Raw genomic sequence first — 20381 nt, forward strand, 5'->3', positions numbered from 1 at the left:
TGGCTAAGTTAAGGGATATCTCATGCGTACAGAATATTGCGGGCAGCTGCGTCTGTCCCACGTGGGGCAGCAGGTGACTCTGTGTGGTTGGGTCAACCGTCGTCGTGATCTTGGTAGCCTTATCTTCATTGATATGCGTGACCGCGAAGGCATCGTACAGGTGTTTTTCGATCCGGAACGTGCGGATGCATTAAAGCTGGCCTCCGAACTGCGTAATGAGTTCTGTATCCAGGTGACGGGCACCGTGCGTGCGCGTGACGAAAAAAACGTCAACGGCGATATGGCTACCGGCGCCATCGAAGTGCTGGCTTCCGATCTGACCATCATCAACCGCTCAGAAGCGCTGCCGCTGGATTCCAACCACGTCAACACCGAAGAAGCGCGACTGAAATACCGCTATCTGGATCTGCGTCGTCCGGAAATGGCCCAGCGTCTGAAAACGCGGGCAAAAATCACCAGCCTGGTCCGTCGTTTTATGGACGAGCACGGTTTCCTCGATATCGAAACCCCGATGCTGACCAAGGCCACGCCGGAAGGCGCGCGCGACTATCTGGTTCCGAGCCGCGTGCATAAAGGCAAATTCTACGCGCTGCCGCAGTCTCCTCAGCTCTTCAAACAGCTGCTGATGATGTCCGGCTTCGACCGTTACTATCAGATCGTCAAATGCTTCCGTGATGAAGACCTGCGCGCCGACCGCCAGCCGGAATTCACCCAGATCGACGTGGAAACCTCCTTCATGACCGCACCTCAGGTGCGCGAAGTGATGGAAGCGCTGGTTCACGAGCTGTGGCTGAACGTGAAGGGCGTGGATCTGGGCGAGTTCCCGATCATGACCTTTGCCGAGGCCGAGCGTCGCTACGGTTCCGATAAGCCGGACCTGCGCAACCCGCTGGAGCTGGTGGATATTGCTGACCTGGTGAAAGCGGTTGAATTTGCCGTCTTCTCCGGCCCGGCAAATGATGCCAAAGGTCGCGTTGCCGCACTGCGCGTGCCGGGCGGCGCGGCGCTGACCCGTAAGCAGATCGATGAATACGGCAAGTTCGTGCAGATTTATGGCGCCAAAGGCCTGGCGTATATGAAGGTCAACGAGCGCGCAAAAGGCCTCGAAGGCATCAACAGCCCGGTGGCTAAATTCCTCAACGCGGAAATCGTTGAAGCTATTCTCGAGCGCACCGCTGCGCAGGACGGCGATATGATTTTCTTCGGCGCCGATAATAAGAAAGTGGTTGCCGACGCTCTGGGCGCGCTGCGCCTGAAGCTGGGTAAAGACCTCAGCCTCACCGACGAAGCTAAATGGGCGCCGCTGTGGGTTATCGACTTCCCGATGTTTGAAGACGATGGCGAAGGCGGCCTGACCGCGATGCACCACCCGTTCACCTCCCCGCGCGATATGACCGCGGACGAGCTGAAAGCCGCTCCGGAAACGGCGATTGCCAACGCCTACGATATGGTCATTAACGGTTACGAAGTCGGCGGCGGCTCGGTGCGTATTCACAGCGGTGAAATGCAGCAGACCGTGTTCGGCATCCTCGGGATCAACGAGCAGGAGCAGCGGGAGAAGTTTGGCTTCCTGCTGGATGCGTTGAAATACGGTACGCCGCCGCACGCGGGCCTCGCATTCGGCCTTGACCGTCTGACGATGCTGCTGACCGGCACCGATAACATCCGCGACGTTATCGCTTTCCCGAAAACCACCGCCGCCGCCTGTCTGATGACCGAAGCACCGAGCTTCGCCAATCCGGCCTCGCTGGGGGAATTAGGTATTCAGGTTGTGGCGAAAGAGACAAAAGAGTCTCTGGAGAATAAGTAAGATGTCATTCAAGCTCCCCGTTTCTGTACTGGTGGTGATTTATGCCGAAGATACAAAGCGGGTGCTGATGCTGCAGCGGCGCGATGATTCCGCTTTCTGGCAGTCGGTAACCGGCAGCCTGGAAGCGGGGGAAACCGCGCTGCAAGCCGCCGCGCGCGAAGTAAAGGAAGAGGTCGCAATAGATGTTGCCGATGAGCATCTGGCCTTAATTGACTGTCAGCGTACGGTGGAGTTCGAGATTTTTTCTCATTTACGTCATCGCTATGCGCCGGGCGTTGAGCGCAATACGGAATTTTGGTTCCGCCTTGCGCTCCCTCATGAACGCCAGATTGTGTTTACCGAACATCTGGATTACCGCTGGGTCGCCGCGACGGAAGCCGCCGCGTTGACCAAGTCGTGGAGTAACCGGCAGGCGATTGAAGAATTTGTAATTAACGCCAACTAATATTCCCCGCCTCCTGCTGGTCAGAAGGCTTCGGGAAAACGGCATTTTTGGAGAGTTTTTTATGGCAGGTCATAGTAAGTGGGCCAACACCAAGCACCGCAAAGCGGCACAGGATGCCAAACGCGGTAAGATCTTCACTAAAATCATTCGCGAACTGGTCACCGCCGCGCGTTTAGGCGGCGGCGATGCGGCTTCTAACCCGCGTCTGCGCGCAGCAATCGATAAAGCGCTGTCCAACAACATGACCCGCGATACCCTGAACCGCGCTATCGCCCGTGGCGTAGGCGGCGATGATGACGCGAACATGGAAACCATCATTTATGAAGGCTACGGCCCTGGCGGCACGGCGGTGATGGTTGAGTGCCTGAGCGACAACCGCAACCGTACCGTTGCCGAAGTGCGTCACGCCTTCACCAAAACCGGCGGTAACCTCGGCACCGACGGCTCGGTGGCCTATCTGTTCAGCAAAAAAGGGGTGATCTCCTTTGAAGCTGGCGACGAAGACGTGATTATGGAAGCGGCTCTGGAAGCGGGTGCGGAAGACGTTGTGACCTATGACGACGGCGCGATTGACGTCTACACCGCGTGGGAAGATATGGGCGCCGTACGCGACGCGCTGGAAGCGGCTGGCCTGAAAGCTGACGCGGCCGAAGTCTCAATGATCCCGTCGACGAAAGCCGATATGGATGCGGAGACCGCGCCGAAGCTGCTGCGTCTGATCGATATGCTGGAAGATTGCGACGACGTGCAGGAAGTTTATCATAACGGCGAGATCTCTGATGAGGTCGCCGCAACGCTGTGATTCCCGTAATCCTTCAGCCCACAGCTGCGTTGGCTCTCCTCGCTTACCCCGGTTACGTAGTGAATCTACGCTTCCGGGGATGCGCTGAGTGGTCGTCTGGCTGTGAACTGAAATATTTAGGGTCTCAGGGATTCGTTATTACCGGAGATGCGTGATGGCTATTATTCTCGGTATTGACCCGGGTTCGCGCATTACCGGCTATGGCGTTATCCGCCAGGTCGGGCGGCAGTTAAGCTATCTTGGCAGCGGATGCATTCGCACTAAGGTGGACGATCTGCCGTCGCGCCTGAAGCTGATCTACGCGGGAGTGACGGAAATTATCACCCAGTTCCAGCCGGACTATTTCGCGATTGAACAGGTGTTTATGGCGAAAAACGCCGACTCGGCGCTGAAGCTGGGGCAGGCGCGCGGGGTGGCTATCGTCGCGGCGACCAATCAGGATCTGCCGGTCTTTGAGTACGCCGCGAGGCAGGTCAAGCAAACCGTGGTCGGCATCGGCAGCGCGGAAAAAAGCCAGGTGCAGCATATGGTGCGCACCCTGCTGAAGCTGGCGGCTAACCCGCAGGCGGATGCGGCGGATGCGTTGGCCATTGCGATTACTCACTGCCACGTGAGTCAGAACGCGACGCAGATAGGCGATAGTCGGCTAAACCTGGCGCGCGGACGCTTGCGATAACGTCAAATCAGGCTGGATATTTATCCAGCCTTTTTTTATGATACCGGCAGATACTTTAGCCCTTAACGCAGGAGCAGCATGTGATAGGCAGACTCAGAGGCATCGTTCTCGAAAAACAACCCCCGCTGGTATTACTGGAAACGGGAGGCGTTGGCTATGAAGTGCATATGCCTATGACCTGCTTTTACGAACTGCCGGAAGTGGGCAAAGAGGCGGTCGTATTTACCCATTTTGTGGTTCGCGAAGACGCGCAGCTGCTGTTTGGTTTTAATAACAAACAGGAGCGTACGCTGTTCCGCGAGCTGGTTAAGACCAACGGCGTAGGGCCGAAGCTGGCGCTGGCGATCCTTTCCGGCATGTCGGCGCAGCAGTTCGTTAACGCCGTCGAGCGCGAAGAGGCCGCGGCGCTGGTTAAGCTGCCAGGAATTGGCAAGAAAACCGCCGATCGCCTGATCGTTGAAATGAAAGATCGTTTCAAAGGGCTGCACGGCGACCTGTTTACTCCGGCGGCGGATCTGGTGCTGACCTCGCCGGCCGGCCCGTCCGATGACGACGCCGAACAGGAAGCGGTTGCCGCCCTGGTGGCGCTGGGCTATAAACCTCAGGAGGCCAGCCGAATGGTGAGTAAAATCGCGCGTCCGGATGCCAACAGTGAAACGCTAATCCGCGAAGCGCTGCGCGCCGCGTTGTGAGGTAGGGGATGATTGAAGCAGACAGGCTGGTATCGGCAGACAGCACCGGGTTTGAAGAGACGGTCGATCGCGCAATCCGCCCTAAATTACTGGCAGAGTACGTGGGCCAGCCGCAGGTGCGGTCGCAAATGGAGATCTTTATCCAGGCGGCTAAGCTGCGCGGAGACGCGCTCGATCATCTGCTGATCTTTGGCCCTCCGGGGCTGGGGAAAACCACGCTGGCCAACATCGTCGCCAATGAGATGGGCGTCAACCTGCGCACCACCTCCGGGCCGGTGCTGGAGAAAGCGGGTGACCTGGCGGCGATGTTGACCAACCTCGAACCCCACGACGTGCTGTTTATCGATGAGATTCACCGCCTTTCGCCGGTGGTGGAAGAGGTGCTCTATCCGGCGATGGAGGACTATCAGCTGGATATCATGATTGGGGAAGGTCCCGCGGCGCGTTCGATAAAAATCGACCTGCCGCCGTTCACCCTGATTGGCGCGACCACGCGGGCCGGTTCGTTAACCTCGCCGCTGCGCGACCGCTTCGGCATCGTCCAGCGGCTGGAGTTTTATCAGATTGCCGATCTGCAGCATATTGTGAGCCGCAGCGCCCGCTATATGGGGCTGGAGATGAGCGAAGAGGGCGCGCTGGAAGTGGCGCGTCGCGCGCGGGGCACCCCGCGTATAGCCAACCGCCTGCTGCGGCGGGTGCGCGACTTCGCGGAGGTGCGTCACGACGGCAGCATCTCCCTCGACATCGCCGCTCAGGCGTTGGATATGCTTAACGTTGATGCCGAAGGCTTTGACTATATGGACCGCAAGCTGCTGCTGGCGGTGATCGATAAATTCTTCGGTGGTCCGGTCGGCCTGGATAACCTGGCGGCGGCCATTGGCGAAGAGCGCGAAACCATTGAAGACGTGCTGGAACCGTATCTTATCCAGCAGGGCTTCCTGCAGCGAACGCCGCGGGGACGCATGGCAACGGTTCGCGCCTGGAACCACTTCGGCATCAAGCCGCCGGAAATGCCCTAGCCGGGCGCCTCAGCCGGTAGCGCTGCCCGGCGCAGCGCTACCGGAAGAAGAGTGCTCAGGCGGCCGCTTTCTTCATCATGCTGAAGATAAACAGCACCGCAGCGCACAGCACCACCGACGGGCCGGCCGGCGTGTCGTAGAACGCCGAGAAGGTCAATCCTCCGGTGACCGCGATCGCCCCGATGCCAACGGCGATAGCCGCCATCTGCTCCGGCGTTCGTGCAAAACGGCGCGCCGTGGCGGCGGGGATGATCAGCAGCGAGGTGATGATCAGCGCCCCGACAAACTTCATCGCCACGCCGATAGTCAGGGCAGTGACCAGCATCAGCAGCAGCTTCACCCGCTGCAGCTTCACGCCGTCAACGAACGCCAGGTCGGGACTGATCGTCATTGACAGCAGGTTGCGCCACTGCCAGAGCAAAATGGTCAGCACGATCGCCACGCCAATGGCAATTGAGATCAGATCCTCCGGCGTCACCGCCAGCAGATCGCCAAACAGGTAGGCCATCAGGTCGACGCGGACGTTCGACATCAGGCTGACCACCACCAGACCCAGCGACAGCGCGCTGTGGGCCATAATCCCCAGTAGCGTATCGATGGCGAGGTGAGGGCGCTTCTCCAGCCATACCAGCCCCCCCGCCAGCAGCAGCGTGATAGCGATAACGGCGTAGAAGGGGTTGACGTTGAGCAGCAGGCCAAAAGCGACGCCGAGCAGCGAGGCGTGGGCGAGGGTATCGCCAAAATAGGACATCCGGCGCCAGACGACAAACGAGCCCAGCGGGCCGGCGGCGCAGGCGAGCATCACCCCGGCCAGCCAGCCGGGTAACAGTAGTTCAATCATCAGCGGTCATTTCCCCGACGCAGTACAATCCGCCCCTGCAGGTCGTGGCGGTGATTATGATGGTGACGATAAATACCCAGCTGTTCCGCGCCGCGCTGGCCGAACATTGAGATAAACTGCGGGTGCATCGAGACCACTTCCGGCGTGCCGGAGCAGCAGATATGCTGATTCAGGCACAGAACTTCATCGGTTTTCGCCATCACCAGGTGCAGGTCGTGGGAGACCATCAGCACCGAGCAGTTAAGCTCCTGGCGCAGCTGGTTGATCAGGTCATACAGCGCTACCTGGCCGTTGACGTCGACGCCCTGCGTCGGCTCATCAAGCACCAGCAGCTGCGGCTGATTTAGCAGCGCCCGCGCGAGCAGCACGCGCTGCGTTTCGCCTCCGGAGAGTTTCTGCATCGGGGCATCGATAAGATGTCCGGCCTGGACACGCTTCAGCGCCGGCAGAATATCCTGCTTACGCGTCTGCGGACGCAGGCGCAAAAAGCGGCTGACGGTGAGCGGCATCGTGGCATCAAGGTGTAATTTTTGTGGGACATAGCCAATGCGCAGCTTTCCCTCTCGTTTGATAACACCGTCAGTTGGTGCTACCAGCCCGAGAACGACCCGTACAAGCGTGGATTTACCGGCGCCGTTCGGCCCGAGTAAGGTCAAAATTTTGCCTGGCTTAAGCGTGAGCGAAATGTCAGACAGCACGCGCCGCTGGCCGAAGGCCACCGAGACGTTTTGCAAAGTTACAAGATTTGTCATGTCAAATTAAGGGTTGCACAAGCTAGTGAATGTTATAATATCACATCTTTCTCATTCATTACGACGATCAGACGCATTATGTTACATAAAAATACGCTTCTTTGCGCTGGACTTAGCGCCGTTTTTTTGTTCACCCAGACCTCCGCGGCGAATGCCGCCGTGGTTGCCTCAATGAAACCTCTTGGCTTTATCGCTTCCGCTATCGCTGACGGGGTCACCGACACCCAGGTGCTGCTGCCAGATGGCGCCTCCGAGCACGACTATTCTCTGCGCCCTTCAGATGCAAAACGCTTACAGAACGCAGACTTAGTGGTGTGGATTGGCCCTGAGATGGAAGCCTTTATGGATAAGTCAACGCAAAGCATTGCGCCAAACAAAAAGGTGACGATCGCCCAGCTTGACGGTGTGAAACCGCTGCTCATGAAAGGCGCGGATGATGACGATGACCACGACGGCCACGATCACGCTGCAGGTGGAAAAAGTGACGACGATCACCATCACGGCGAATACAACATGCATCTGTGGTTATCCCCAGAGATAGCGCGGCTTTCGGCGGTTGCAATCCACGATAAATTATTGGAACTTATGCCGCAGAGTCGAGCCAAACTTGACGCTAACCTGAAGGAGTTTGAGGCAAAATTAGCCTCGACCGATAAACAGGTGAGTCACGAGCTGGCACCGCTGCAAGGAAAAGGGTATTTCGTTTTTCATGACGCCTACGGCTACTTTGAAAAACACTACGGTCTGACATCGCTTGGTCATTTCACCGTCAACCCTGAAATTCAGCCTGGTGCGCAGCGTTTACACGAAATCAGAACACAGCTGGTTGAGCAAAAAGCGACCTGCGTTTTTGCTGAGCCACAGTTCAGGCCAGCCGTTATAGAAGCTGTCGCCAGAGGTACCTCCGTGCGCATGGGAACCCTCGATCCGCTGGGTACAGGAATTAAGCTGGGTAAAGATAGTTACCCGCAGTTCCTGAATCAGCTGGCGAACCAGTATTCGAGCTGCCTGAAAGGAGATTAACGAGGAAGTGAATACGTGCAACAGATAGCCCGCGCTGTCACTCAGGCATTTAACAATTTGCCACGACCTCACCGCGTAATGCTGGGGTCGTTGAGCGTTCTAACCTTAGCGGTCGCCGTCTGGCGACCGTACATCTACCACCACGAATCAGCCCCTATCGTCAGAACGATTGAGCTGGAAAAAAGCGAAATCCGTTCCCTGCTGCCGGAAGCCTCTGAACCTATCGATCAGGCCGCGCAGGAGGAAGAAGCTATCCCTCAGGACGAGCTGGACGATAAGGCCGACGGCGATTCAGGCGGCCATGAGTACGTCGTATCAACCGGCGATACGCTCAGCAGCATCCTCAATCAGTACGGTATCGAAATGGGCGATATCTCCCTTTTATCGACCGCTGATAAAGAGCTGCGCAACCTCAAGATTGGCCAGCAGCTCTCATGGACCCTGACGGCGGATGGCGATCTGCAAAGCCTGACCTGGGAAATGTCCCGTCGCGAAACCCGCACCTATAATCGCGTGGGTAACGGCTTCAAGATGAGCAGCGAGCTGCAGGAAGGGGACTGGGTCAACAACGTGCTGAAAGGTACCGTTGGCGCCAGCTTCGTCTCCAGCGCGCGTAACGCGGGCCTCACCAGTACCGAAGTCAGCGCGGTTATTAAAGCCATGCAGTGGCAGATGGACTTCCGCAAGCTGAAAAAGGGCGACGAGTTCTCGGTGCTGATGTCGCGCGAAATGCTTAACGGCAAGCGGGAGCAGAGCCAGCTGCTGGGCGTGCGTTTACGTTCAGACGGCAAGGATTACTACGCCATCCGTGCCGAAGACGGCAAGTTCTACGATCGCAACGGTACCGGCCTGGCGAAGGGCTTTATGCGCTTCCCAACCGCGCGCCAGTTCCGCGTGTCGTCAAACTTTAACCCGCGTCGCCTCAATCCGGTGACCGGGCGCGTCGCGCCACACCGCGGCGTAGACTTCGCGATGCCGCAGGGCACGCCGGTACTTTCCGTCGGTGACGGCGAGGTGGTGGTGGCCAAGCGCAGCGGCGCGGCGGGGTACTATGTTGCCGTGCGCCACGGCCGTACCTACACCACCCGCTATATGCACCTGCGTAAGCTGCTGGTGAAACCCGGGCAGAAGGTGAAGCGCGGTGACCGTATTGCGCTGTCGGGTAACACCGGCCGCTCTACCGGGCCGCATCTGCATTATGAAGTATGGATTAACCAGCAGGCGGTAAACCCGCTGACGGCGAAGCTGCCGCGTACGGAAGGGCTGAGCGGTTCCGACCGCACGGATTATCTGGCGCAGGTGAAAGAAGTGATGCCGCAGCTGCGATTCGACTAACGCGCTGTTAATAAAAGCCGGTGCCAGCGCGCGCCGGCTTTTTCTTTTGTACCTTCCCCAACGTGTCGCTAAACTATAGCCTTAAGTATCTCCTTATCTTTATTCAGCACCATTTTTGCGGATCGGGCATGGAAACGAAAAAAAATAATATTGAGTTTATTCCAAAATTTGAGAAATCCTTTTTACTCCCGCGCTACTGGGGCGCGTGGCTGGGCGTTATTGCTTTTGCGGGGATTGCGCTGACGCCCCCGTCGTTCCGCGATCCGATTCTCGGCAAGCTGGGGCGCTTTGTTGGCAGGCTGGCCAAAAGCTCGCGCCGCCGCGCGCAGATAAACCTGCTGTACTGTTTCCCGGAAAAGAGCGAGCAGGAGCGCGAAGCGATTATTGATGAGATGTACGCCTCTGCGCCTCAGGCGATGGTCATGATGGCAGAGCTGGGCCTGCGCGATCCGCAGCGCATTCTTTCCCGCGTCGACTGGCAGGGAAAAGAGATCATCGACGAGATGCAGCGCAATAACGAAAAGGTGATCTTCCTGGTGCCGCACGCCTGGGGCGTGGATATCCCGGCTATGCTGATGGCGTCCGGCGGACAAAAAATGGCGGCGATGTTCCATAATCAGGGCAATCCGGTATTTGATTACGTGTGGAATACCGTCCGCCGCCGCTTTGGCGGGCGCATGCACGCGCGTAATGACGGCATCAAGCCGTTTATCCAGTCGGTGCGTCAGGGCTATTGGGGCTACTATCTGCCCGATCAGGATCACGGCGCCGAGCACAGCGAGTTCGTAGATTTCTTTGCCACCTATAAAGCCACGCTGCCGGCGATCGGCCGCCTGATGAAGGTCTGTCGGGCGCGGGTGGTTCCGCTGTTCCCGGTCTATGATGGTAAAACCCATCGTCTGACGGTGCTGGTACGCCCGCCGATGGACGACCTGCTGGAGGCCGATGACAATACGATTGCCCGGCGGATGAACGAAGAGGTGGAAATTTTCGTCAAGCCGCATAGCGAGCAGTACACCTGGATCCTCAAGCTGCTGAAAACCCGCAAACCCGGAGAAATCGAACCCTATAAGCGCAAAGAGCTCTTTCCGAAGAAGAAATAGCGCCGCCTGTCGCTCAAGGTAACGATTATTTAGCCACTGTACGCCGACGCGTCAGTGGCTAAATTGTTTAAGCAGTGAGTCATGCTCCGCAATCAGCCGATAGCGGTACTCCGGCCTCCCCGTGGCGCCGTAGTGGTTGCTGGTGTGCAGAATATCGATCTGCGCCAGCCAGAGCAGATACTTGCGGCAGGATACCCGGGAAATATCCAGCTGCGCCGCCAGCTCGTTGGTTGAAAATTCGGCCTCAGGATGAGCGCCTATCCAGCGGCACACCGTGCGCAGCGTTTCGGCGGTCAACCCTTTTGGCAGGCGACGGCTCTCCGCGCGCTGCCGCGAAGCGTGATTGAGCAGGTCGTCAATGTCCGACTGCTGGTAACAGGGCACGGCGTGGCGCTGGCTACGCTTGTGGCTCCAGGCGATCAGCGCCTCTTCAAAGCGGGAGAACTGGAAGGGCTTGATGAGGTAATCCACCACCCCGTAGCGCATTGCGCTCTGCACGGTGAGCGCGTCGGCGGCGGAGGTGATCATGATGACGTCAATATCGTGCGCCGACCGGCGCAGCGCCGGCAGCAGGTCCAGCCCGTTTTCCTTATGCATGTAAACATCGAGCAGGATCAGGTCAATGCCCTGCGGCCGTTCGCTGATGATGCGCTGCGCTTCGCCGAGGGTCGGGGCGATACCGCAGCAGCAAAAGCCGCTAAGCCGGCTGAGAAACAGGCGGTTTAGCTCAGCGACCATCGGATCGTCATCGATAATAAGGACATTTATCACGCAGGCCTCTCTTAAGGCCGGGAGGCTATCTGCCTCCCGGATATCATATTACCAGCCGGACCCGTCTTTTCAGAACGATGAGCGTTTATAGGCGGTGTAGCGCGCCTGCCAGTAGGTTTGTTCGATGCGGGCAAGCAGCTGCTCTTCGCTGAGCTGCGGCGCCACGCCCTCCTGCTGGGCGACCTTCGCGATAGCCAGGGCAATGGCGCGCGATATCGTTTCGATCTCCGCCACCGGCGGCAGCAGCCCGCCGCTTTCCGCCACTGCCAGCGGGGAGTGAGCGGCCAGGGTGCGGCTTGCGGCGGTGAGCATCTTTTCCGTTATCCGCTCGACCTTGCCGGCCAGCACGCCGAGCCCGAGGCCGGGGAAGATATAGGCGTTATTACATTGGGCAATATCGTAGGTTTTACCCGCGTAAACCACCGGGGCAAAGGGGCTGCCGGTGGCGACCAGCGCGGCTCCTTCCGTCCAGGCGATCAGATCCGCTGGCTGGGCCTCGGCGCGAGAGGTTGGGTTCGAGAGCGGCATGATAATCGGGCGGGCGCAGTACCGGTGCATCTCTTTGACAATCTCTTCGCTGAACAGACCGGGCTGCCCTGAAACGCCGATCAGCACGGTCGGATGCGCATTGCGCACAACGTCGAGCAGCGAGACGGGGCCGGTGCCGACGTCCCAGTGGGCAATGCTGTGTCGGGAGGTGACCAGCTTTTGCTGGAAATCGAGCAGCTCGGGGATCGCGTCCGTCAGCAGGCCGCAGCGATCGACCATAAACACCCGGCCGCGGGCCTCGTGCTCGGACAGCCCCTCATCGACCATCATCGCCACGATCTTTTCCGCGATACCGCAGCCCGCGGAGCCGCTGCCTAAGAAGACCACGCGCTGATCGCATAAGCGGCTGCCGGCCGCCTGGGCGGCAGCGATGAGGGTACCCGTCGTCACGGCGGCAGTACCCTGAATATCATCGTTGAAGCAGCACAGCCGATCGCGATAGCGCTGCAGGAGGCGGGTGGCGTTCTTTTGGGCAAAATCTTCGAACTGCAGCAGCACGTCAGGCCAGCGGCGCTTCACCGCTTCAATAAACATATCCATAAACTCGAGGTAGCTGTCGTCGTCGATGCGCGGGTGGCGCCAGCCCATATAGAGCGGATTGTCGATCAGCTGCGCGTTGTTGGTGCCAACGTCGAGCATGATTGGCAGGGTAGAGGCCGGATGAATACCGCCGCAGGCGGTATAGAGCGAGAGTTTGCCAATCGGGATGCCCATTCCGCCAACGCCCTGGTCGCCGAGGCCGAGAATGCGCTCGCCGTCGGTGACCACGATGACCCGGATATCGTTGCGCGAGAAGCTTTGCAGCATCTCATCAATTTGGTGGCGGTCCGGCCATGAAATAAACAGGCCCCTGGCGCGGCGATAAATTTCCGAAAAGTGTTCACAGGCCTCGCCGACCGTCGGGGTATAGACGATAGGCAGGGTATCGGTCATATGCGTGCGCAGAACGTTATAAAACAAGGTCTCGTTAGTATCCTGAATATTGCGCAGATAGACGTGGCGTGAAATATCGCGTTTAAACTGACAAAACTGTTCCCAGGCTCTTGCCGTTTGCTCCTCAATCGTTTCCACCTTTTGCGGCAGAAAACCGTGCAGGCCAAAGGCGTCGCGTTCGCCGTCGGTAAATGCCAGCCCTTTACTTAGTAACGGGTTTTCCAGTAAGACGGAGCCGTTATAGGGAGTGTAAATAGTTTCCTGGTTTAACATGGGTTACTCCTGAATATGTATTATGCAAAGAATACCGATCAAAAATTTATAGCTAATTAATAGCGCGGAGACCGCCGGGCATAATTTAGGAAATTAAATAGATCATTATGCCCTCCGTCACCACGCCGAGAGCGGTGCCGATTAAAATCGATGAGGATGCTGATTCAATATAGGTATCGCTGCGCAGGGCAAACATTCCGGCGGCAATTGCGGATGGGGTGGCGCCGATAATAATAACCTGCTGCATTAGGCTATGGCTCAGACCCAGCGCCAGCCCGGCCGCCGCCATCATTCCCGGTTGAATCAGGTTTTTAATTCCGATATTGGTAAATACCTGACGATTTAACGCCGGGCGTTCACCGTAAAACAGCAGGCCGAGGGCAAACAGGGAGAGGCCGCCGGCAATTTTACCGACCATTTCAATCGGGGCGCTCAGGAGGTGCGGCAGCTTTATTCCGGCAAGGCTTAACAGGACGCCTAATATCGGGATCCAGACAATCGGATTTCTGACCGCCTTCATCAGGTTTTGCCATACCAGCATCGCGGGATTCAGCTGCGGCTCCTGCGCCGCGGCGTTTTTATCGCCGAGGCGAATAAGGATAATCGTCAGCGGGATCATAAACACGCTGGTGATGAGATTGCCGATCAGCACGCCAAGGAAGCCTTCCGGCCCGATAAGTACCGCCAGCACCGGCGCGCCAAAATAGGCCATGTCGGGGAACGAGCAGACCAGGGACTGGATCGCGCTGGTCTTGATATCGTGGCGGAACACGTAGCGTGAAAGCAGCAGGGTCAGAAAATAAGAGCCCATCAAGCCAATAACCAGCACCGCCATAAAGGTAAAGTTTTTAATTTTATCGGGGTTGGTGTTTAAGGCGCCAATAAAGAGATGAAAGGGCAGAGCGAAGCGAATAACCACGGTCGCTAAAACCGTGGCATCCTCTCGGCGGGTATAGCCGAGCTTGCCGCTGATCCATCCGAGCAGCATGATAAATACCAGCGGGAACAGTGATTCTAATAATAGTGAGGGCATAGGGTATCCTGATAAAGTATGGTCTGCGGCTACTGTTTTTTAAATCTAACAATCCCTCGTGCGCCGCAGGGTGATAGAAATCACAGTCTGTTTTGTTTAAATACTTTTACGCCGAGGACTTTACTTACAAATATAGGCGGGAAGGTAACCTGATGTTTTCATTGAGGGCGGTTAAAAATACGCGCCGCGATAATTTTAATTACAAAAGGCCGACTTAAATTACTTAACGTTGAGATTCAAGGTCAATCACAAAAGCATCATTAGAAATGGCGCATGGCTTTTTTATGCCTGACGGCTGTGCTACTTTTTTTCAGGTTCAATGTGCTCGATGTACTATTTTATTCTCGATTTTACTCTGGTTGAATAACATTATTGTTATTTATGCCCCTACCTGGCTATTTATAAAAAATAAGGTGCAAGATGGAAAATAATTCACTAAATCATCCTGTTGATAATTCACTGCCTGCGCGCCCCGCGCTCAGAATGCTGGGGAGTGCAGAAGTGGGATCCGTTCCGCTGGTGCTGTTTGTCGGTATTGCGATCGTTGTGGCCGTTGCCGCCTACGCCAGCGTATTGCCCAAAAATATGATCGGCGGCCTGGCGGTGATTATGACCCTGGGCTTTGCGTTTGCCAAAATCGGCCGCATGGTCCCGGTACTGAAGGATATCGGTGGCCCGGCGATACTGTGCCTGATGGTGCCCTCGGCGCTGGTCTACTTTGAAATGTTTGCCCCGCACACGCTAGCGACGGTGCATCTGCTGATGAAAGAAGCCAATCTGCTTTATTTCGTTATTGCCTGTCTGGTGGTGGGTAGCATCCTGGGGATGAATCGGGTGATCCTGATTCAGGGGATGGTCAGAATGTTTGTCCCGCTGGTTGTCGGGACATTTGCCGCTATCCTCACCGGCCTGCTGGTGGGGACGCTGTTTGGCTACAGCCTGTACCACACCTTTTTCTTTATCATCGTGCCGATCATCGGCGGAGGGATCGGCGAGGGCATTCTCCCGCTTTCGCTGGCCTATTCGGCGATCCTTGGGCAAACCCCCGACGTCTACGTTGCGCAGCTGGCTCCGGCGGCGGTCGTCGGCAACATCTTTGCGATTATTTGCGCCGGAGTACTGGCGAGACTGGGCGTTCGTCGCCCGGAGCTGTCCGGGAGCGGGATGCTGATCCGCAGCCGTGAGGATAACAGCGTCTTCACTCAGGCTCAGGGCCCGCAGCAAACCGACTTTCAGCTGATGGGCGGCGGGCTGCTGATGATTTGCGCCTTTTTCATCGTCGGCGGGCTGTTGGAGAAGCTGGTGCATATTCCCGGCCCGGTGCTGATGATCCTCGCCGCCGTCATTTGTAAATATACCAAAGCGATCCCGGCGGCGATGGAGGTGGGTGCCTACAGCTGCTACAAATTTGTCTCTGCGGCGCTGGTATGGCCGCTGATGATCGGGCTTGGGATGCTGTACGTGCCGCTGGAAAGCGTGGTGGCGGTATTCTCCGTCGGCTACGTGGTGGTGTGCGGGTCGATCGTTATCGCCATGGCCCTGAGCGGGTTCTTGATTGCATCGCGCCTCAATATGTACCCCGTGGAAGCGGCGATCGTCACCAGCTGCCATAGCGGCCTTGGCGGGACCGGAGACGTCGCGATCCTGTCGGCCTCTAACCGAATGTCGCTGATGCCGTTTGCACAGATTGCGACCCGTATCGGCGGGGCGTCGACGGTGATTGCCGCCACGCTGCTGATGAACTGGGTGGTGTGATGCCTTTGCCCGGCGAGCGCCCGCGCACAGCCGGGATAAAAAAATACCTGCCGATTTTACGTCGGCAGGTAGGTGGTACGCGGGGTCCGTTGCGCGATGGCTTATTCGACGGTCAGGATCCGCGTGGTGTTGGTGCTACCGATAGTGCTCATGACGTCGCCCTGGGTGACGATAACAAGGTCGCCGGAGACCAGATAGCCTTTATCACGCAGCAGGTTTACCGCATCGTGAGCGGCGGCAACGCCATCGTTGGTGCTGTCAAAATAAACCGGCGTCACGCCGCGGTACAGCGCGGTCAGGTTGAGGGTGCGCTCGTGGCGAGAGAGGGCAAAAATCGGCAGGCCGGAGCTGATGCGCGAGGTCATCAGCGCGGTGCGGCCGGATTCGGTCATGGTGATGATAGCGGTTACACCTTTCAGGTGGTTCGCAGCATACATCGCCGACATGGCGATCGCTTCCTCCACGTTGTCGAACTGAATGTCCAGACGGTGTTTGGAGACGTTGAGGCTCGGGATTTTTTCCGCGCCGAGGCAGACGCGGGCCATGGCGGCAACGGTTTCCGACGGATACTGGCCGGCTGCGGTTTCAGCCGAAAGCATCACCGCATCGGTGCCGTCCAGCACGGCGTTGGCTACGTCCATGACTTCTGCACGAGTCGGCATCGGGTTGGTGATCATCGACTCCATCATCTGGGTGGCGGTGATGACCGAGCGATTCAGCTGACGGGCGCGGCGGATCAGGGCCTTCTGAATACCCACCAGCTCCGGATCGCCGATCTCGACGCCCAGATCGCCACGGGCGACCATCACGACGTCGGAGGCGAGAATAACGTCGTCCATCGCGTCCTGATCGCAAACGGCTTCCGCACGTTCCACTTTAGCCACGATCTTCGCGTCGCAGCCCGCTTCACGCGCCAGGCGGCGAGCGTAGTTCAGATCTTCCCCGCAGCGCGGGAAGGAGACGGCCAGATAGTCAACGCCAATTTTTGCCGCGGTGATGATATCGGCTTTGTCTTTTTCGGTCAGCGCTTCGGCGGAGAGGCCGCCGCCCAGCTTGTTGATGCCCTTGTTGTTGGACAGCGGTCCGCCGACGGTGACTTCGGTGAACACCTTCAGGCCCTGAACTTCCAGCACTTTCAGCTGAACGCGGCCATCGTCAAGCAGCAGGATATCGCCAGGCACGACGTCCGCCGGCAGCCCTTTATAGTCAATACCGACTTTTTCTTTGTCGCCTTCGCCTTTGCCAAGCTCGGCGTCCAGCAGGAATTTATCGCCGACATTGAGGAAAATTTTGCCTTCTTTGAAGGTCGAAACGCGAATTTTCGGCCCCTGCAGATCGCCGAGGATTGCCACGTGGCGGCCCAGTCTGGCCGCGATCACGCGGACTTTATCCGCGCGAATCTGATGATCTTCCGGGGTACCGTGAGAGAAGTTCATGCGTACGACGTTAGCGCCTGCAGCGATAACCTTTTCCAGGTTGTTGTCGCGGTCGGTTGCCGGGCCTAAGGTGGTAACGATTTTGGTTCTGCGAAGCCTTCTGGACATGTAATACTCCGTTGACTAAAACAACTTTGGTGTTGCGTGAACATGGAATCGGTCGTGCCAGCCGGTAAAGTTGCTATGCTGAAACGTAACCGAAGGTGTAATGGGTCACTACTTATTATCTGGTTTTATGGGTTGTCGCTGTGTACGGGCAGTTCTTTATCAAAACGCGATTCTTTCAACGCTTCCTTGACCCTCTTCAAGTTATCTCTGAATTTTGCGCCGCGGCGCAGGGTAAAGCCGGTAGCCAGCACGTCGATGAGGGTCAGCTGGGCGAGGCGCGAGACCATCGGCATATAAATATCGGTATCTTCGGGAACATCAAGCGTAATGGAGAGCGTTGCTTCGCGCGCCAGCGGCGTTCCCGCCGAGGTGATCGCGATAACCATGGCATCGTTTTCACGGGCCAGCTGCGCCAGCTCAACCTGACTTTTCGTTCTGCCGGTGTGGGAGATTATCACCACCACGTCATCATCATTGCAGTTCATACAGCTCATGCGTTGCAGGACAATGTCATCGGAGTAGATTACCGGCACGTTGAAGCGAAAAAATTTATTCATCGCGTCATGGGCCACGGCGGCCGAGGAGCCGAGGCCGAAGAAGGCGATTTTTTTCGCCTGGGTTAAAAGATCGACGGCACGATTAACCGCGGACATATCGAGAGAATGGTGGACCTGATCTAAACTGGCCATCGCGGACTCGAAAATTTTTCCGGTGTAAGACTCTACGCTGTCGTCTTCATCGACATTGCGGTTAACATAGAGGGTGCCGTGCGCCAGACTTTGCGCCAGATGCAGTTTAAAATCAGGGAAGCCGCGGGTTTCAAGGCTGCGGCAAAAGCGGTTGACGGTGGGTTCGCTGACGCCGGCTTCCAGGGCGAGCGCGGCAATGCTTGAGTGGATGGCCTGCGCGGGCTCCGCAAGAATGACCTCGGCCACTTTGCGTTCGGATTTGCTAAGGTGTTCCAGCCGGGACTGAATTTTTTCCAGCATATTCATGGTAACAAGGCGCTCATCAATGGAAGCGATTTCATTAATGGGTGAAATCATCAGGCGTTTTAGCAAGAATATACCCCTCCGCAATCGTCAGCGGGGAGGAATGACCTAAAAAAATGTTGTTTTTTTTCATTACATGATCAGAGTCGTATTTTATTAACTGATAACCGGTCGAAACAACGAACAATATTAGCCGTCTGCCCAAATTGTCGCCTGAAGTTTTCTCCTCGTGCGGTTTAGCGCCTGGAAAGGGGGCCGAGGCTTTCGGGAAAATCGTAAACACAGTACAGTGCAGTGTAAGAAAATTACAAATTATAGCCTGGCATAAGCACCAGACTATCAACTGAGGAGAATGACATGGCGGTAACGCAAACGGCCCAGGCATGCGATCTGGTCATTTTCGGCGCGAAGGGTGACCTGGCGCGTCGTAAATTGTTGCCTTCCCTGTATCAGCTTGAGAAGGCTGGCCAGATCAACCCGGATACCCGCATCATCGGGGTGGGACGCGCTGACTGGGATAAAGATGCTTACACCAAGGTAGTTCGTGAAGCGCTGGAAACCTTCATGAAGGAAAAGATTGATGAAGCGCTGTGGGATACCCTGAGCGGGCGCCTGGAGTTCTGCAACCTTGATGTTAACGACACCAAAGCTTTTACCCGTCTGGGCAAAATGCTCGACCAGAAAAATCGCGTCACCATCAACTACTTTGCCATGCCGCCAAGCACCTTTGGCGCCATCTGCAAAGGCCTTGGCGAAGCGAAGCTGAACGCTAAGCCGGCGCGCGTGGTGATGGAAAAACCGCTGGGAACCTCTCTCGATACCTCCCGCGAGATCAACGACCAGGTCGGCGAATTCTTTGAAGAGTGCCAGGTTTACCGTATCGACCACTATCTCGGTAAAGAAACGGTCCTCAACCTGCTGGCGCTGCGCTTCGCCAACTCCCTGTTCGTTAACAACTGGGACTGCCGCACCATCGACCATGTGGAGATCACCGTAGCGGAAGAGGTGGGTATTGAAGGACGCTGGGGCTACTTCGATCAGGCCGGGCAGATGCGCGACATGATCCAGAACCACCTGCTGCAGATCCTGTGCATGATCGCCATGTCCCCGCCGTCGGACCTCAGCGCAGATAGCATCCGCGATGAGAAAGTTAAGGTCCTGAAGTCGCTGCGTCGTATCGATCGCGCCAACGTGCGTGAGAAAACGGTACGCGGCCAGTACACCGCGGGCTTTGCGCAGGGTAAAAAAGTGCCTGGCTACCTTGAAGAAGAGGGCGCGAACAAATCCAGCAATACCGAAACCTTCGTGGCGATCCGCGTTGATATCGACAACTGGCGCTGGGCCGGCGTGCCGTTCTACCTGCGAACCGGTAAACGTCTGCCGACCAAATGCTCTGAAGTCGTGGTTTACTTCAAGACGCCGGAGCTGAACCTGTTCAAAGAGAACTGGCAGGAGCTGCCGCAGAACAAGCTGACCATTCGCCTGCAGCCGGATGAAGGCGTCGATATCCAGGTGCTTAACAAAGTACCGGGCCTTGACCACAAGCATAATCTGCAGATCACCAAGCTGGACCTGAGCTACTCGGAAACCTTCAATCAAACGCACCTCGCCGACGCCTACGAGCGTCTGCTGCTGGAAACCATGCGTGGGATCCAGGCGCTGTTCGTGCGCCGGGATGAGGTTGAAGAGGCGTGGAAGTGGGTTGACTCCATTACCGAAGCCTGGGCCGCCGACCGCGATGCGCCGAAGCCTTATCAGGCGGGGACCTGGGGACCGGTTGCCTCGGTGGCGATGATCACCCGCGACGGGCGTTCATGGAACGAATTCGAGTAAGCGCTCGTTATCCGGAGGAGTTATTTTACCGGTAACATGATCTGGCGCAGAAAGCCGCATAATTTTTAATCTTTTAAGCTCCGGGAGGATTCACCCCCGGAGCTTTTTTTATTACACTGCGGGCAGACATTTTGCCTCTGAGCTGCAGCATTGGTGCCTTTTACATCTTCTGATATCGTAAAAATGCCGCAGCCGGACAG

Annotated in this window: 17 protein-coding genes and 2 pseudogenes; 12 read left to right on the forward strand and 7 right to left on the reverse strand. The window is 57.0% G+C overall.

Annotated features, from left to right (window positions below):
• Positions 1-22 precede the first annotated feature (22 nt).
• The 6 genes from aspS (at position 23) to ruvB (ending at position 5444) form a co-directional block, all read left to right on the forward strand.
• Positions 23-1810, forward strand: a complete 1788-nt coding sequence (aspS, locus tag MMW58_RS10970) for an aspartate--tRNA ligase (RefSeq protein ID WP_159235701.1) — start codon at positions 23-25, stop codon at positions 1808-1810.
• A gap of 1 nt (position 1811) precedes the next feature.
• Complete coding sequence (nudB, locus tag MMW58_RS10975; RefSeq protein ID WP_045859234.1) at positions 1812-2255, forward strand: dihydroneopterin triphosphate diphosphatase; 444 nt, start codon at positions 1812-1814, stop codon at positions 2253-2255.
• Positions 2256-2316: 61 nt separating this feature from the next.
• On the forward strand, positions 2317-3057 hold the full coding sequence (locus MMW58_RS10980; protein WP_045859232.1) for a YebC/PmpR family DNA-binding transcriptional regulator: 741 nt from the start codon (positions 2317-2319) through the stop codon (positions 3055-3057).
• 154 nt (positions 3058-3211) lie between these two features.
• Positions 3212-3733: a crossover junction endodeoxyribonuclease RuvC gene (ruvC, locus tag MMW58_RS10985; protein ID WP_041146240.1), complete on the forward strand. Its 522-nt coding sequence runs from the start codon at positions 3212-3214 to the stop codon at positions 3731-3733.
• Positions 3734-3813: 80 nt separating this feature from the next.
• A complete protein-coding gene (gene ruvA / locus MMW58_RS10990) occupies positions 3814-4425 on the forward strand; it encodes a Holliday junction branch migration protein RuvA (RefSeq protein ID WP_095101670.1) in 612 nt (203 codons plus the stop codon).
• Positions 4426-4433: 8 nt separating this feature from the next.
• Entirely contained in the window at positions 4434-5444 is a 1011-nt protein-coding gene (ruvB, locus tag MMW58_RS10995; RefSeq protein WP_095101672.1) for a Holliday junction branch migration DNA helicase RuvB, read from the forward strand.
• A gap of 55 nt (positions 5445-5499) precedes the next feature.
• Here the strand turns inward: ruvB and znuB are convergent, their stop codons facing one another.
• Both znuB and znuC read right to left on the reverse strand, forming a co-directional pair.
• Positions 5500-6285, reverse strand: a complete 786-nt coding sequence (gene znuB / locus MMW58_RS11000; protein WP_133598537.1) for a zinc ABC transporter permease subunit ZnuB — start codon at positions 6283-6285, stop codon at positions 5500-5502.
• Positions 6285-7037 carry a zinc ABC transporter ATP-binding protein ZnuC gene (znuC, locus tag MMW58_RS11005; protein WP_041146236.1) on the reverse strand — a complete coding sequence of 251 codons (753 nt, stop codon included), beginning with the start codon at positions 7035-7037 and terminating at the stop codon, positions 6285-6287. The genes znuB and znuC overlap by 1 nt, the downstream gene beginning before the upstream one ends.
• Before the next feature lie 78 nt (positions 7038-7115).
• Here znuC and znuA point away from each other — a divergent pair, with 78 nt between their 5' ends.
• The 3 genes from znuA (at position 7116) to lpxM (ending at position 10498) form a co-directional block, all read left to right on the forward strand.
• The gene (znuA, locus tag MMW58_RS11010) at positions 7116-8060 is read left to right on the forward strand and encodes a zinc ABC transporter substrate-binding protein ZnuA (RefSeq protein ID WP_159235703.1); all 945 of its coding nucleotides are present in this window, start codon (positions 7116-7118) and stop codon (positions 8058-8060) included.
• 15 nt (positions 8061-8075) lie between these two features.
• Positions 8076-9395 carry a murein DD-endopeptidase MepM gene (gene mepM, locus MMW58_RS11015; RefSeq protein WP_133598533.1) on the forward strand — a complete coding sequence of 440 codons (1320 nt, stop codon included), beginning with the start codon at positions 8076-8078 and terminating at the stop codon, positions 9393-9395.
• Positions 9396-9523: 128 nt separating this feature from the next.
• Positions 9524-10498, forward strand: coding sequence for a lauroyl-Kdo(2)-lipid IV(A) myristoyltransferase (lpxM, locus tag MMW58_RS11020; RefSeq protein ID WP_133598531.1), 975 nt, complete (start codon positions 9524-9526; stop codon positions 10496-10498).
• Positions 10499-10549: 51 nt separating this feature from the next.
• Here lpxM and dcuR read toward each other — a convergent pair whose 3' ends face one another.
• The 3 genes from dcuR to MMW58_RS11035 all read right to left on the reverse strand — a co-directional run bounded on the left by dcuR (position 10550) and on the right by MMW58_RS11035 (position 14057).
• The gene (gene dcuR / locus MMW58_RS11025) at positions 10550-11269 is read right to left on the reverse strand and encodes a two-component system response regulator DcuR (protein WP_241723356.1); all 720 of its coding nucleotides are present in this window, start codon (positions 11267-11269) and stop codon (positions 10550-10552) included.
• Positions 11270-11338: 69 nt separating this feature from the next.
• Complete coding sequence (locus MMW58_RS11030) at positions 11339-13024, reverse strand: NAD-dependent malic enzyme (RefSeq protein WP_241723357.1); 1686 nt, start codon at positions 13022-13024, stop codon at positions 11339-11341.
• An 85-nt stretch (positions 13025-13109) separates the two neighbouring features.
• Entirely contained in the window at positions 13110-14057 is a 948-nt protein-coding gene (locus MMW58_RS11035; RefSeq protein ID WP_159235706.1) for an AEC family transporter, read from the reverse strand.
• Between the two features lie 420 nt (positions 14058-14477).
• On the opposite strand from MMW58_RS11035, the gene MMW58_RS11040 reads away from it, so the two are divergent.
• Positions 14478-15812: a 2-hydroxycarboxylate transporter family protein gene (locus MMW58_RS11040; RefSeq protein ID WP_045859214.1), complete on the forward strand. Its 1335-nt coding sequence runs from the start codon at positions 14478-14480 to the stop codon at positions 15810-15812.
• 101 nt (positions 15813-15913) lie between these two features.
• Here the strand turns inward: MMW58_RS11040 and pyk are convergent, their stop codons facing one another.
• Both pyk and MMW58_RS11050 read right to left on the reverse strand, forming a co-directional pair.
• A complete protein-coding gene (gene pyk, locus MMW58_RS11045) occupies positions 15914-17356 on the reverse strand; it encodes a pyruvate kinase (RefSeq protein WP_133598523.1) in 1443 nt (480 codons plus the stop codon).
• Between the two features lie 125 nt (positions 17357-17481).
• A pseudogene (locus tag MMW58_RS11050) lies at positions 17482-18386 on the reverse strand (MurR/RpiR family transcriptional regulator).
• A gap of 159 nt (positions 18387-18545) precedes the next feature.
• Between MMW58_RS11050 and MMW58_RS11055 the strand changes: the two are divergent.
• Both MMW58_RS11055 and zwf read left to right on the forward strand, forming a co-directional pair.
• Positions 18546-18695, forward strand: a pseudogene (locus tag MMW58_RS11055) (formate--tetrahydrofolate ligase).
• Positions 18696-18705: 10 nt separating this feature from the next.
• Positions 18706-20181 (forward strand): glucose-6-phosphate dehydrogenase, encoded by a 1476-nt coding sequence (gene zwf / locus MMW58_RS11060; RefSeq protein WP_041146227.1) that lies wholly within the window; start codon positions 18706-18708, stop codon positions 20179-20181.
• The last annotated feature ends 200 nt before the right edge of the window (positions 20182-20381 follow it).

This window comes from Klebsiella sp. HC6 (assembly GCF_022605325.1).
In the GTDB taxonomy this organism is placed as follows: domain Bacteria; phylum Pseudomonadota; class Gammaproteobacteria; order Enterobacterales; family Enterobacteriaceae; genus Klebsiella; species Klebsiella terrigena.